The organism is Pantoea sp. YR525 (assembly GCF_900116775.1).
Taxonomy (GTDB): Bacteria; Pseudomonadota; Gammaproteobacteria; order Enterobacterales; family Enterobacteriaceae; genus Pantoea; species Pantoea symbiotica.
The window spans coordinates 186,138-200,534 of the sequence record NZ_FPBU01000009.1 but is presented as its reverse complement, the minus strand read 5'-3'; the positions used below and the strand labels follow the sequence as shown (position 1 = coordinate 200,534).

The following is a 14,397-nucleotide window of genomic DNA, read 5'->3' as shown; positions in this document are numbered from 1 at the left end:
TCACTACACACAACCGAAAAGAGACAACGATGAATATCCAAATTGCGAGTCCAGACCAGATTAGTAAACTGTTAGCCTTTATTGCCGTTAAAGCCAAAGGGACGCGTTTCGAAATCCCTGCCAGCTTGCTGCAAAATGTTGAGAGCGAACTGCGTGATTTCTGCAAAACGCGCCGCATTACAGTTCAGTTTATAGATGCGTCTACTGAGCGTGTCATTGTTTTTTGTGCCGCAGGGGCGGCAACCGGCACTGTAATGGGGGCTATGTGCGGTGGCGTGCTTGGAGCGTTGACTGGTGCGCTGATCGGGAGTGCAGCAGGGGCAGCCTTAGCGCAAATGCGTATTACCATCTATCCGGAAGCGGGTAGCGATAATCTTGTCCTGGCTTTAGCCTAACTTATTACAGTGAACTCAGGTGCAGCAGCATGGCGCAGTACCTACTCAAAAGGAAAAAATAATGAGCAAAACTCTTTCACTAGTTGATGTATTACAACGTTCGCTGGCACAGAACAAAGAAGATATTACACCACTGCTTGGCTACCTTAGTACAACCAAGGACGAACTGAATTTGCAACTGGAGCGCAGCAGCACCCGTTCCGATGCGCAAAAAATTGCCCATTACCTGCGCAAAATGGGCAGCAATGACATTGCCAGCCTGTTTCGTAGTGGCGATGGTGTGGAATATGAAGAAATTGTCTGTGACGTTGGTGAAAAACTGAAGGTTAAAGGAGTCAGCAAAGACAAACCGGTAGAGATAAATGAAGAGTTTATTATTCAGCATCTTTTTTCCGATGCGCTGAAAAAAATGAGTGATGAAGAACGCAGTGCGTTGATGCGTTCGATGAATCTTTCCGAGAAAGATCAGGGGGCAATTCTGGCTGGTACATTGATGGCATCACAGGTGATGCTTAACCAGTTTGGCGGCTTTGCGGTGTATCGGATGTCCGTTATCCTAGCCAACATGCTTGCCCGCTCGCTGATGGGTAATGGATTAAACTTTGCGGCAAATGCGGCGCTAGTCCGTGGTGTAGGTGCATTCCTAGGGCCAATTGGTTGGATCGCTTCTGGCGCATGGCTGGCGGTAGAAATTGCAGGCCCGGCGTTTCGCAAGACGGTTCCGGCGATTGTGCACATCGCGATGCTGCGCCAGAACGTGTTGAAACGACTGACTATCAGTGTCGTGGGAGATGGTTCCGTCGGCAAAGATGCGCTTTTTAAAAGCGTATTCGGTGTTGATACCGGCAATATTAATCCTATTGCAGGCTCAACATCAGATACTAAGGTGTATGACCTTGGTCACACCGGCACCATTAAACTGATTAATTTCCCTGGTTTTCACGATGTCCGTTCCGAAGTTAACGATCTAGTGAATGACAACATCAAGCATACCGATCTGTTTCTGCTGGTGGTCGACGTCAACCGTGGTGTATCGGGTCATGACGTGGAGACACTGAATAAGTTAAAGGTGGAGGGCAAGCCAGTGTTGGTCTGTCTGAACAAGGTAGATATGCTTCGTCCAAATGATAAAGAGAAGATGGTTCAGGTCGCCAAAACGCGTCTGCAAAACCCTTATGTGATTGAAACGGCGTTTGACCCTGATCCACGTTTGTCGCAGGATGGCCCGATTGGTGCACGGGTTGTGTTTGACTGGGTAGTGAATCATTTAGAGGCGCTGGGTAAAGAGACTGCGCATCTGAAAGCCGAGCAAAAATAACGTCGATAAAATTAAACCAGGAGCATGCTCCTGGTTCCGTCATTTCCTTTGGGCTTGAGAGAACTAAGCAGTGCACTTGCTTTGCAGTAGTTTGCCCCCCCCCCAACACATAGCACAGCAGCCCCAAAGGCTATTCATGACGATTCAGGGCTATCATACCTATCATTTAAAAGCTAACTGCTTCCTGCATCAATGTATCTGCTAATGGCTGGAAAAAAGCGGGCAGCGGAAGCGGCTCACCTTCATCATCCATATTTTGACAGTCAAACCATATTCCGTGTTCATGTGCGATAAAGAAAGTTTCACCTTCATTCACCGTTAGCTCGATACACGGCCACTCATCTCCATAGACCGGATGATAGGTCACAGCTGTAAAAGGCGTATTGCCGTCCTTTTGGCGAAGAAGGGCCGACAACTTTTTCGAGAGTACCCAGCTGTGCAACTCCTTGAAATAGCCGCGAAGGTTTGTCTTACTTAACAGATATACTTGATTATCTAATTTGTCGATAATCCTTTCCGAACAGTAGCGGATTGCCTCAGGATCTCTTATGACCAGTTCACGCCAGCCGCCTGGGCTTGACTGTTGAATAATTTCTCGGAGCTTATCTGACATATCTTCTTTTTTTGTCAGCTTATCCAGCAGCTCAATGAACACTTTTTTTTCTGTCACCCTTAGCCAGTTCTCATTACGCTCACGCCAGGACTGATGCGAAGGCAGGCAAAAGGTATACCGTCGCCCTTTCTGCCATATCAGATAATCACCTAAGGACAGCAGAGCACGTTCTAGAAGGTGCTCGCTGTTCTGCAGAACCCTTTCGTTAAGAATCCAATAGGTTTTCTCTGTTAATAATTTAAATCGGGTAAGATCGTATTCATCATGATCAGCAGTTTTGGCTCCCTGGAGCAGTCCCCTTACGCGACCTTTTAGATGAGGATGAGATTCAGCCCGAATTAAGGCAGGCTCCCATGCAATATCCAAAATAATCAGCTTTGCTTTAAGTGCTTCCTCATCCCACTGCTCATTAAAACCCACTCGAACATCAACCGAACTCATGTGGCTGTAAATGTCATCAGCATAAGGGGCCAGTTCATCTAAAGAACGGATAACACTCACTGCGACCGGGTTACTGTCTATACGTACGGTGTAAAGGAAGTTATCAGTGACGCGAGTCCATTGAGAGTGGTGTTCCGCAAAGTAGGTGTCGTTGGACGATTTCATGGAAGTAATAAATGCGCAGAGTGCGTAAAAACGGCATGCTCCCAGTAAGTCAAAGCCCGTCAGAAACTCCATTAGCAAGTTACGATGTTCGCGCGTTGCATGCGGGGAGCAAAGGAAATCAAGTACGGATGAGAGGACCTGGATGTTCTTGGAATTGAAAGTATTTCTTACTTCGAATTCTGAGTTACTAAAACCTTCACGGGTGCTTCTCAGGGTGTTGAACCAAGCCGCACTTTGGTTTGCAAGCAGATATGCAGGTTCAGTTGACTGACTGCACTCAAGAAGAAATGCCATCCGCTTAAAAAAGCGCAGAAAGAGGGTATCAAAGCTTTCGCTGCTTTTTTTGCTAAGGGTCCAGAACATATCGGTCCAGGCTTGATCGATTTTCTCACCAAATGCCACGGCACCAGACTGCTGACTCATTTGGCCTGAGAGCCAGGCTTTAAAATTTTCGAAATCGGTAAGTGATTTTCCACGCGAATTCATTTTGATATAGAGATCGTCAGAAAGTCCAAATGACGACAGATTCAGATACTGGAATACCACTGACTGGTCGTCAGAACTGCACAGTCTTGCATAAAGTTCACCAGGTGCGTGTTCGAAGCATGACTGGATTGCATTCAGCATTGTCAGACTTGCGGATACCGTAGGATCCTGAAGCCAGGAGTGATAGAACCAGTTACTGTCCGTTATCTGATCCCGAAGTGCGGGGGCATTTTCGACAAAATATAGGCCACTATCGGCGGCCCCCACCAGTGCATGAAAAAACTCAGTTGCGGCGGTGCGGGTCTGATAGGTGAAGCGGGATTTACCCAAATGAGTGAATCGTTCACTGAAATCAGCATATTTCGACTCTTTGTTCGCCAGATACCAGTGAAGCAGGAAGAGAGTTGTAAGGCGCTGCTGACCATCGAGGACCGAAAGGGTAGGGCGCTCCTCAGTGCTGAGGTTCCCATAAATAAAATCGAGATCGAGCGGCAGTGCGTCAACAGGGGCTGTAAGAGCTTGACTAATCGAATGGAGAAACTGATCGCGAATTTCCCATGCTTCATCGCGGCCCTGAGCATAATCACGCTGTATGATGGGGATCTCAACGTTGCTAACCTCGCTGAATAAACTGGCGAATGTAATGGTTTTACCTTGTTGCATACGTTGCTCCATCAAAAAATACGGTCAGCACATCTGTAATTGCGTGTCGGTAGCTATCTTGATCCTGAGTATTCCAAAAAGTCATATCGTGGACGTTACTGCTGTAATATTTGAGAAATACGTTTCGTGTACCAGGTGGGACAAACGTTGATGTCTTGTCCGCTTCAATAATACGATTACGCTTCACAGGAAAGATGGCATTGCGGTAGCTTCTGTTAGTTGACTGATCTAAAAGCGTAAGGTTTCCAATGTTGTCATCTCTATCCTGTTGCGGCGTACGACTGTACTCATTCAAAACGTCGCTGAAATAGGCTTCAAATTTTTCACTGTCAAAGGGTTCCTCCAGAAGCAACTCTTCCGCACGTTTAAAGAGCAGATGCTGTGCCGACCGGGCCGGGTCTAGCCCTTTTTCTGTGATATTGTGAGGCCGGAAATGCTCTCGCATTACCTCCGTCCAGGCCTTCTGTCCGCTGATGTTTTCAGGCATTTGCGAGCTGACTGACGTAATGTGCTCAATGTCCCAGGCGTCGAGTTTGTAATGCCTGAACGGGAAACGGGTAGAGGATGTTTTGTTGGTCAGCAAAATGGCAATATTGAAAAGTAGAAGTAAGGGACGCAGCGACCGCTCAGGATAGGTCAGCGCGGATATCGTGGCGTCGATCTGAGTGCTGCGATCGGTTCGCTCCCTGCTCAACGAGCCGGCGAGTCCCGGCAGAGCAATACGCAGAATCCTTTGTTTTAATCTGCCAATGAATACCGACTTTTTCTCACAGCTTTCAGATTCGCTGATGAGTTGTGGAATGACGCTCTCACTATTACTAATAAGATAGCCGACAAGATGATAAGTCACGCGGCCACGGTACCACTCATCTAGCAACATAAAGCGCTGTTTGATAAGCAGCCACACTTTTTCTATGCGCTCCGGATCCTGATGCATTTCCTCCAGGTAATGGGCGAAAGACAGGAAGATGTAGTGTGGATCTTGACGAGAAATACCTGACTTTAGTGAATCTGCGACTAGCCCAAGTATCAACTCTATGCGATTGCTCTCACGGGTGTGATTACTGATGAAATACCAGAAGTCCTCCTGCTGAAGGCGACGCTCCGTTTCATCCCACTCTTGCGCAATTCTAAGCTGATTAAAGCGAACGCTGAGTTCGGTCACCTGACTGAAATTTCCGGCATTGAGCAGCAGTGCTTTAACCAGCTCTGCGTTGGTTAGCGGGATTTTTCCACGATTAAGCCGGGAAAACACCTCAGTCACATTTGCCTGTTCGCTTAACTGATACCAGATCACTTTTACATTTTTACCGGCCTCATCATCATTCAGCAGAGTCTGCAAAAAGCTGAGTTTATAGACAGGTGGCCGTGAAATGAACCATGCGTCTATTGCTTCCCGAGCCTGATTCATATGATAAAAATCAATATTATCATCTGCATGCTCGCTGTCGATATTGCTGAGAAAAGTTGCACTCTCAGGGCGAGTTTCATAGCGTAGAGAGTATCCCGAATGACCAAGAATTGCGGCAATGTCCTTTAGATAAAGCAGGATAATGCAGATGGTTGTCAGGCGTTGCTGGCCATCAACCAATTCCCATTCTTCGCCACACTGCTTAACTACAACAGGCTGTAGGCAGTAGAAGGCTTTGCGGGAACTTGACTCGCTGTTTTTCTGAAATTCAGCGATGTCATTCAGAAGGTCTGTAACCTGCCTTTGCGTCCAGCGGTAGCCCCGCTGGTATGAGGGTATGAAAAAACGCTGTTTCATCAGGTCGCTAATCGGCCTAAGGAGAAGTTCATTGTTCGTGGTCATGTGCCTCCTTGCATGCCTAATTTTCCGGCTGCATGTTATTAGTTAAATTAGATGTAAGTGTAATAATCAAATTTATCAGTAAACAAAATCATCTTTTCCCAAGGGAAGGTAAACCACCAGAAACAACAATCCTGCGCCCACCAATATACTGATCCATAATGTCTGCTGAGCGAGCACTGCTCGGTTTTTTACCCTTCTCAGTTACTTTCTTATTTTTTTTGGTTTTATTTTTTGCAGCGATTCTTTTCTTGGCATGCGAGAGCAAAATAAGCCGCCCTGACATCAAACTCTGCCTAGAAGTATCCGCCGCATCATAGCCATTTACGATGGTCACTATTTCTTTTTCAATTTCAGATAACGACTTTTCAGCAACAAATTTCTCAACTATGGCGGAGTATTTATTATCTAACTGCTGAGTTATCGCCCATTGATAGGAAATCGTCGTTATGCTGCTTTTCTTTGAAGGACTACTGCTGATGGGAGAAGCCTTTCGTTTTTCTGAATGGGCTTTATTTAAATGCTTTTCTAATCTTTTCGCGTCCTTGAGAGAGATGTTACATACAGGACATTTGCAGGTTTGAGGGGCAATTAGCTTTGCCTCGGCTACGGGCTTAGCAAGATTAGGTGCCATCCTCCAGCCATGATTAGTTAGCAAATGACTGGATAGCACCGCCACTTCGACAGCTGTATTGCACAGAGCACAGATGATTTTATCCATATCTCCTCCCTTTAATGATGAATCCTCCAGAACAGAAGCATCGCATCATTATGCTTAGCTTGTCATTATCATCCCGACCATCCCATCCAAACGCTTCTTGGTCTTCTCCCAGTTCGGCATTACCTGCCCCATGAGCCGGTAGAACCGTTCACTGTGGTTGTGCTCGGCCAGATGACAGAGTTCATGCAGGATAACGTAATCGATGCATTCACGCGGAGCCTTCACCAGATTAGGGTTAAGTGTCACCTTTCCATTGGGTGAACAGCTTCCCCACTGAGTCTGCATGGTAAGAATACGCAATGGTGGTGAATCGCTTACCCATAGCGCTTGCTCCAGCATGGCGCTCAGCCTTCTGGCGAAGACTTCCCGGGCGCGGGCTTTGTACCAGTCAGTCAGCAGCTGCAGAACCTTTTCAGCGCTCTTATGACGTACAGTGACTTCAAGTTTGCCGCGCAACATTTTAACGCCCTGAACGTCAGAGGGAGCCACTATCACCTTAAGCATGTACTGCTTGCCTAGGTAGTAATGGCTTTCACCACTGATATACTGCCGTGGCGTGACATATTCCAATTGCTTGCGGAAATCCCGCAGCTGCTGATAGATCCAACGTCCGCGTTTTTCAACAGCATTCAGAACCTGTTGGTCATCGGTATCGTCCGGCGCGGATACAACAACCCGGCAGTCAGGATGAACTTTTATTAGAATGCGCCCATTCACCAACGGTCGCGGTTTACGCTCGAAGGTAATGCGCTCATCACCGTAAATGAAGCTCATTGCTCTTGCGCCCACGCTTTAAACTCCGCTCAGCCCTACACGGGTAATCTGGACGATCATTTCGACAATCTTTTTCGCCTGATCCATTCCGCCACCGATCGCCTTACACTCTTTAAACATCATTGGTAGAAGCTTCTTGCGGATATCTGCCTCGATATTTTGCGGATTGATAGAGTTCTCGGCCACTGAGATATCAACAGCCTGGTCTACTTCAAAGGCAAGCTTCACCCATTTATCGATGACCTGAGAATCAGTGACGGCAAAAACCTCCGGCAATACTTTTTTGTACACTCCGAAGTAAGCCTGCGCATGATGATTACCCGAAAAAACGTCGGGTATGTCGTTCAGCCGCCGTTCCTGTACCTGCTCCTCAAACTCACGAAACAGCATGTACTGTTTGAGAGGATGATCAAAGAGTTTTGCCGCCTCCTCAATAGCCTGGCGAAGTAATTTCGAGAAGGCTTCCTGGGCATAAGGATCATCACGTAACTCTTGTTCAATCATGCGGGTTACGCGGGTTGTAATGATATCCGTTTCGTTACGGGTTTTATCCTCGCTCCACTCCTCTGGTCGCTGCCCCATTTTGCTGACTTCATACACCCCATCGGGCTCGCGGACTTCTACGCCAACAACGTGTTTATCCAGCAGCTTTTTAACCTGTTCGGTGTACTGATCATAATCTACCGTCTCACCGGCATCCTGCTTCACCAGCTGGCGCAAGCTGGTAAATTGCCTCAGCGTCTCTTTATAGTGCTGGCGATCTTCTTCGCTGAAACTCTTATCTTCGAAGAAGGTAGCCGACTGCAACGCCACTTTAAGGCAGCTGGCAAAATGTGTGAGAGCTTCATAAAAGTCTTCACGGACTTTGAGATGCACATCAACCATTTCGCCGTACTTTTCTTCCGTGCGCGGCACCAGCACCTGACGGAGCTGCTCAATATCGTTTTTATTTTTTACACTGGCGAAAATCGCCCACAGATTTTTATACAGCTGGGGAAGGCGCTTGTACTCCGTACTCATCTGGCCGTAGAGCCCCACCAGATCGTCAATATCAAACCCACCCTGCGTGCGGGATGCCAGCTTTTGGTAATCCTCAATGGTGGTGTCCAGCTCTTTGAGAATGCCCCGGTAATCAATTAACAGACCAAATTTCTTCTTAGGATGAAGTCGGTTAACGCGGGCGATTGCCTGAATTAGGTTATGCCCTTTAAGCGGCTTATCGATGTAAAGCACGGCATTCTTGGGTTCATCAAATCCGGTGAGTAACTTATCCACCACAATCAGTAGCTTCAGAGAATCATCTTTATCAAAACGGTCGATGATATTGCGCGTGTAAACCTGTTCATCCTGAGAGCCGACATTATCCTTCCACCATTGGGTCACATCAGGAATACCAGATTCATCAACCTCGGTATTCCCTTCACGCGTGTCAGGTGAACTTATCACCACGGCAGACTCAAACAGCCCGGCTTCATCAAGATACTTTTTGTATTTGATCGCCGCTGCTTTGCTGTCACAGGCTAGTTGTCCCTTCAGGCCATCGTCGATGTTTTTGACAAAATGGTTGGCGATATCCAGCGCAATAAGGTGGATACGATCGTCAGCATTATAAACTTGGCCTTTATTAGCAAACTTACGCTTCAAATCGGCTTTTTGTTTTTCCGTTAATCCTTCAGTGATACGGTCAAACCAACTGTCTATCGCTCGTTCATTAACGTTCAGCTCGGGCTGGCGCTCCTCGTAAAGGAGCGGAGTGACGGTCTTGTCCTCTACCGCACGCTGCATGGTGTAAGCATGAACAATGGGACCAAACTTATTCGTGGTCTTATCATCTTTCAGCAACGGTGTACCGGTGAAAGCAACAAAGGCTGCGTTGGGTAGAGCAAGCTTCATGCGTTGATGACTCTCGCCGCCGTGACTGCGGTGGCCTTCATCAATCAGCACAATAATATCGGGACTGGTATTCACGCACTCAGGCAGCCGGGTGGCCGTGTTGAATTTCTGAATCAACGAGAAGAGAATGCGCTCAGTCCCCTTACCAATCTGTTCGGCCAGGCGTTTGCCAGAGGTGGCAATGGCATCGGCTTTATCTCTTTTTCCGGCCAGTTCCCCGGTTGAGATAAAGGTACGACTGAGCTGGTTTTCCAAATCAACGCGATCGGTCACCACGACGATGCGGCACTGCTTGAGAGTTTCACTCAGAATCAGCGCCTTGCTCAGGAAAACCATCGTCAGTGACTTACCCGAACCCGTGGTATGCCAGACAACCCCACCGTTGCGACTACCATCAGGATTCTTCGTTTCAATACGCTGTAGCAGCCGTTTGATACTGAAGACCTGCTGATATCGGGCAATGACCTTACCGGCTCTCTTATCAAACAGCGTGAAGAAGCGAACCATATCCAGCAGGCGCTCGGGTAACAGCAGGCTAATAAGCAGCTGGTCCTGGCCCGTTAACGCCAGCCCGCCCCCTGCGATCAGGTTCTGATACCATTCTAGGCAGGCAACCGGCCGATGGCTGAAGATTGACTCCATCTGCTGCGCGCTAAGCTTGCGGTTTTTAATAGCAAGCATCTCCAGGTCAGAGATATCTTCTTCCCGCCATGTCGCCCAAAATTTGGTCGGTGTTCCGCAAGTCCCGTAACGCCCATCATGGCCGTTTATCGACAGTAAGATCTGACTGTAGGCAAACAGTCGCGGAATTTCATCATGACGCTGGTTACGCAGGCTTTGGGAGATCCCTTCATCAATAGTCGGTCCTTTTTTTGCATTGCCGTCCGGGCGCTTAGCCTCGATAACGACCAGCGGAATACCATTCACAAAGCAGACAATATCGGGCCTGCGCGCCTCAATGCCGTTAGCGCGTGTCACGCTGAACTCTTCAGTGAAAACAAAGCTGTTGTTCTGCGGGTTGTTCCAGTCGATCAGCGAGATAGTCGGGTTCGCCCGTTTGCCATCGATAAATTCCGTCACGGAGATGCCGTACAACAGATGGTTGTACAAGTGCTCATTGGCGGTAATTAATCCCTGATTTAATGCCGGACTGTTAATTTCGGCAATCAGGCTATCAATCGCTTTGTCAGAAATGGCATGCTCTTCACCGGCAAAGATAAATGTTCTCTTGGCTAACTGTTCACGCAAAAGCTGGTTCAAGACCACCTGATCTACCTTGCCTGCTCGCGCAGACAAGGCTTGCTGAGGTGAAATATAGGTCCAGCCTAAATTGTTCAGGAGGGCCAGCGCCGGAAGCTTGGCGCTATACTCTTCCTGGAATTTTGGCGCGATTTGCATGCTCATGATGTTCCCTTATCTTTATCGGCTTTCCAGTGCAGTAGCTCGGTAATATCCTTTTCACCCTCGGCCTCTTTTAACAAACGCCGCTGCTCTGCAAATCGTGCATATTCACCCTGAGCTTTTTCATCTGCCATTTTCTTGCTGACCGTGCCTGCGCCCTGGAGCACATTGCGATCGTTGAACTGCAGAAACTGATCCAGCTTCTCCTGCCAGTCTTGTAGAAAGACCTGCTGGCGGCGCAGCGCCTGATCTTCGGCATAGTCCAGCCACATATTCACCACCCGGTTCAGCTCACTGACCTCCTTCTGGATCAGGTAATTTTTAGCGACAGTGACATCACCTTTTCGCACGTCATTGCCTTTATAGCTGGTGAGGCCCATATGGGGCTGACTGGCGTCTGCCCGCTGGTGGATCAGCTCAGCAGCGGTATGTCCTGTGCAGGCAAAATGAAGCTTATTCTGGATTGTCTGAAAGAAGAGGGTGGTTTCTTTCAGGGACGGCTGGTAGTCAGCGGCCAGCGCGAAAATCTCCCGCACACGCAGATAGACGCGGCGCTCGCTGGCACGAATATCGCGGATGCGTTCCAGCATCTCGTCAAAGTAGTCGGGAACCACAGAAGAGCCGACGGGCGGATTCTTCAACCGCTCGTCATCCATCACAAACCCTTTAATCAGATATTCCTGTAGGGTTTGCGTGGCCCACTGACGGAACTGAGTTCCCCGAACTGAGCGAACACGATAGCCTACGGCGAGTATGGCTTCGAGGCTGTAGTGCTCTATCTCTCTGGAAACCTGACGTTTTCCTTCCTGGCGAACTATCCGGAATTTCCGGATAGTTGAATTTTGACCAAGTTCACCTTCGGAAAAGATGTTGATCAGGTGCTCGTTGATGGTACGAACATCCTTATCATATAGCTCAGCCATAGATGCCTGAGTGAGCCAAAGCGTATCTGACTGAAAGCGACACTCAACGCGTGCGCGGCCATCCTCACTTTGGAACAGCAGAAATTCCCCTGCTGGTGGTTGAGGTAAATGTTTATCAGTCATGCGGCCTCCGTCTTCACTCGACGTTTACCAGTGAGCAGTTGCTGCATAAGGGCTTTTTTTTCTTGTTTTAGGAAATGCAGCTTTTTTAGTAAATTTTTTATTTCCTTATCACAAACTGCCAATAAAGAAGAGATAGCTTTTTGTTCCCTCAGGGAGGGAACAATAACCTTTAGACTTTCAAGATCTTTGGGGTAAATATGCGGTTGTGCTCCTCCACTTTGTAATGAATAGATTTCATTTTGTCTAAAAGTAAGTAATTGATATATGTATCCAGTATCGGAACCTTCCCTTGCCACAACAACAGAACAATCAGATGCCCATATTTTATAGGGGTGATAGGAAACATATCCCGCATAAGCACCACTAGCGCTTACTGTTATTACATCTTCATGTGTGAAATCACGGTGCTTATAAGGGCTACTTTTCCCTCCCGCAATAACAGGAATCTCACCATCAATCAAATTCCTATTACTTAATGCCTTCCCTTTGACAATTTTCGCCATATTGCATAAATGAGCAGATTCCCACGCCCCACTAAATTCTGTAAGACGTTTTTTACCTGTGAGCAATTGCTGCATCAGTGCTTTTTTCTGCTGCTGGCTATTGTTAAGCAGTTGTTCTGTGGTAGTGATCGCCTTATCCCAAGTGGAAAGGATTTTGGCGATTTTTTTTTGCTCTGAAAGAGGCGGAATTAATACATTCACTCCGAGTAATTTACTGGGAGATGTGTGTTTAACTTTTGTACCAGATGCTTGTTCAGCAATAATTTTTCGTGTTGTAGAGGAGTTATATATAAGATATATATACTCTTTACAAACCCTTTCATGATCAAGCACAATAACCAACCCAAGCCTTTGATTGTGAAGGTATTTGTTTGAATGAGGCACATACATTGCGCTACCAAGTAAACCGGCAGCTTGCTCAGTCATAGCAAGTAAAACATCGCCCTTATTTAGGATATATCCCTTAGGGACTTCTCCAACATAGTACTTAGTTTTATTGCCTTGGTCGCGAAATCCTCCGACTTCAAAAAAGTGACCAGGTGTAGTAAGAATATACTCACCCTCACTACGGAAGTAGTCACTCTTGAAAGCAAACCCATGCTTAATATCAATAAGATTCTCAAGCGTCGAAATTAACCACCCTTCAGGAATCATAACCCAACTCCTTAAGGTATTTCGCCATTTCAATTTCTAACTTTACAAGTTGTGATTTTAATTCTTCACGCTCAGCACGTACCTTTATCAGATCGATTGTATCTTCTTCTTCAAAAGTATCTACATAACGTGAAATATTAAGATTGTAATCGTTGTCGCGGATCTCTTGCAGGCTGGCGATATGCGCATATTTATCGATGTTATCGCCATTTCTATAGGTTTTTACAATGTCACGAATATTAACATCGGTGAGCTGATTTTGGTTCTTACCGGATTGAAACTCACGACTAGCATCAATAAATAGCACCTTATCGTCGATCTTTTGTTTCTTGAAGATCAGAATCGCTGCGGGGATACCTGTACCAAAAAACAGTTTTTCGGGTAACCCAATCACCGCATCAAGCAAATTTTCTTCAATCAACTTCTGCCGAATTTTTCCTTCGCTAGAACCCCGGAACAGCACGCCATGGGGAACCACCACACCCATACGTCCAGTTTTCGGTTTCATGGTTTCGATCATATGCAGGATAAACGCATAGTCGCCTTTTGTTTTAGGCGGCAGACCACGACGAAAACGACTGAACTGGTCGTCAGAAACATCATCAACTCCCCACTTCTCCAGTGAGAAAGGCGGGTTGGCGGTTACTACGTCAAACAGCATCAGGTTAGCATTTTTATCGAGTAGCTTGGGGTTACGAATGGTGTCACCCCACTCGATTTTATGGTTATCTTCACCGTGCAGAAACATATTCATTTTTGCCAGCGACCAGGTTGAGCCAATCGCTTCCTGCCCGTAAAGCTCATAGTTCTTGCTATGGTGCTGTTGAGCCACCCACTTACCACATTTCATCAAAAGAGAAGCGGAACCACAGGTTGGGTCACAGATAGACTCGCCAGGCTGTGGGTCAAGTAACGCTGCCAGCAGATCGGACACTTCAGGTGGCGTGTAGTACTCACCCGCTTTCTGGCCGCTGTTCGCAGCAAACTTACCAATCAAATATTCGTAAGCATTACCAATGACATCAAGACCACCGACGCGGCTTGGTTTCAAATTCAGTTCTGGATGAGTAAAATCTTCAAGCAGTTGCTTTAAGATCAGATTCTTTTGTTTTTCGTCGCCAAGCTTATTGGTATTAAAAGATATTTCCTGGAATACGCTTTTACTGCCATCCTTCAGCTTAGTGCCGTTAGCTTCTTCAATCGCGTGCAGAGCTACATCAATGCGTTCACCGTTACCGGCCTCACTGCGCTGCTTAAATAGAGCATAAAAACTGGCATTTTTGGGCAGAACAAAGCGTTCATTCTTCATCATCTCTTCAATCAGTTCTGGCTCATCGCCATACTGAGCCTGGTAATCATCATAGTGATCCTGCCAGACATCTGAGATGTACTTCAAAAACAGCATGGTAAGAATGAAGTCTTTATAAGTATCAGGGCTGATGGTGCCACGGAAGGTGTCACATACCCCCCACAGCACGCGGTTGATACGTTCTTGATCGATCATGTTGCTCATA

The 14,397-nt window shown here is 47.0% G+C and carries 10 protein-coding genes; 2 read left to right on the top strand and 8 right to left on the bottom strand.

Translation table 11 applies throughout. The annotated features are described in order from the left end of the window. Positions 1-29: 29 nt before the first annotated feature. Positions 30-395: a hypothetical protein gene (locus BM323_RS19045; protein ID WP_091004198.1), complete on the top strand. Its 366-nt coding sequence runs from the start codon at positions 30-32 to the stop codon at positions 393-395. Positions 396-456: 61 nt separating this feature from the next. After that, positions 457-1,713 (top strand): GTPase, encoded by a 1,257-nt coding sequence (locus tag BM323_RS19040; protein ID WP_091004196.1) that lies wholly within the window; start codon positions 457-459, stop codon positions 1,711-1,713. A gap of 166 nt (positions 1,714-1,879) precedes the next feature. On the opposite strand, the gene BM323_RS19035 is transcribed toward BM323_RS19040, so the two are convergent. From BM323_RS19035 to BM323_RS19000, 8 genes are all read right to left on the bottom strand, one after another. Beyond that, the gene (locus BM323_RS19035) at positions 1,880-4,081 is read right to left on the bottom strand and encodes a DUF262 domain-containing protein (RefSeq protein WP_175501726.1); all 2,202 of its coding nucleotides are present in this window, start codon (positions 4,079-4,081) and stop codon (positions 1,880-1,882) included. After that, positions 4,068-5,894: a DUF262 domain-containing protein gene (locus BM323_RS19030; protein WP_091004191.1), complete on the bottom strand. Its 1,827-nt coding sequence runs from the start codon at positions 5,892-5,894 to the stop codon at positions 4,068-4,070. The genes BM323_RS19035 and BM323_RS19030 overlap by 14 nt, the downstream gene beginning before the upstream one ends. An 88-nt stretch (positions 5,895-5,982) precedes the next feature. Beyond that, entirely contained in the window at positions 5,983-6,612 is a 630-nt protein-coding gene (locus tag BM323_RS19025; RefSeq protein WP_091004188.1) for a hypothetical protein, read from the bottom strand. Between the two features lie 54 nt (positions 6,613-6,666). Then, positions 6,667-7,386: a M48 family metallopeptidase gene (locus tag BM323_RS19020; RefSeq protein WP_091004185.1), complete on the bottom strand. Its 720-nt coding sequence runs from the start codon at positions 7,384-7,386 to the stop codon at positions 6,667-6,669. 18 nt (positions 7,387-7,404) lie between these two features. Then, positions 7,405-10,683, bottom strand: a complete 3,279-nt coding sequence (locus BM323_RS19015; RefSeq protein WP_091004182.1) for a type I restriction endonuclease subunit R — start codon at positions 10,681-10,683, stop codon at positions 7,405-7,407. Further along, on the bottom strand, positions 10,680-11,726 hold the full coding sequence (locus BM323_RS19010) for a virulence RhuM family protein (protein ID WP_091004179.1): 1,047 nt from the start codon (positions 11,724-11,726) through the stop codon (positions 10,680-10,682). Before BM323_RS19010 ends, BM323_RS19015 begins: the two co-directional genes overlap by 4 nt. Next, positions 11,723-12,883: a restriction endonuclease subunit S gene (locus BM323_RS19005; RefSeq protein WP_091004176.1), complete on the bottom strand. Its 1,161-nt coding sequence runs from the start codon at positions 12,881-12,883 to the stop codon at positions 11,723-11,725. The genes BM323_RS19010 and BM323_RS19005 overlap by 4 nt, the downstream gene beginning before the upstream one ends. After that, a complete protein-coding gene (locus BM323_RS19000) occupies positions 12,873-14,396 on the bottom strand; it encodes a type I restriction-modification system subunit M (RefSeq protein ID WP_091004174.1) in 1,524 nt (507 codons plus the stop codon). Before BM323_RS19000 ends, BM323_RS19005 begins: the two co-directional genes overlap by 11 nt. Position 14,397 lies beyond the last annotated feature (1 nt).

Coding starts and splice junctions, on each gene's coding strand:
- BM323_RS19045 (WP_091004198.1), top strand. CDS start 30: ATGAATATCCAAATTGCGAGTCCAGACCAGATTAGTAAACTGTTAGCC.
- BM323_RS19040 (WP_091004196.1), top strand. CDS start 457: ATGAGCAAAACTCTTTCACTAGTTGATGTATTACAACGTTCGCTGGCA.
- BM323_RS19035 (WP_175501726.1), bottom strand. CDS start 4,081: ATGCAACAAGGTAAAACCATTACATTCGCCAGTTTATTCAGCGAGGTT.
- BM323_RS19030 (WP_091004191.1), bottom strand. CDS start 5,894: ATGACCACGAACAATGAACTTCTCCTTAGGCCGATTAGCGACCTGATG.
- BM323_RS19025 (WP_091004188.1), bottom strand. CDS start 6,612: ATGGATAAAATCATCTGTGCTCTGTGCAATACAGCTGTCGAAGTGGCG.
- BM323_RS19020 (WP_091004185.1), bottom strand. CDS start 7,386: ATGAGCTTCATTTACGGTGATGAGCGCATTACCTTCGAGCGTAAACCG.
- BM323_RS19015 (WP_091004182.1), bottom strand. CDS start 10,683: ATGAGCATGCAAATCGCGCCAAAATTCCAGGAAGAGTATAGCGCCAAG.
- BM323_RS19010 (WP_091004179.1), bottom strand. CDS start 11,726: ATGACTGATAAACATTTACCTCAACCACCAGCAGGGGAATTTCTGCTG.
- BM323_RS19005 (WP_091004176.1), bottom strand. CDS start 12,883: ATGATTCCTGAAGGGTGGTTAATTTCGACGCTTGAGAATCTTATTGAT.
- BM323_RS19000 (WP_091004174.1), bottom strand. CDS start 14,396: ATGAGCAACATGATCGATCAAGAACGTATCAACCGCGTGCTGTGGGGG.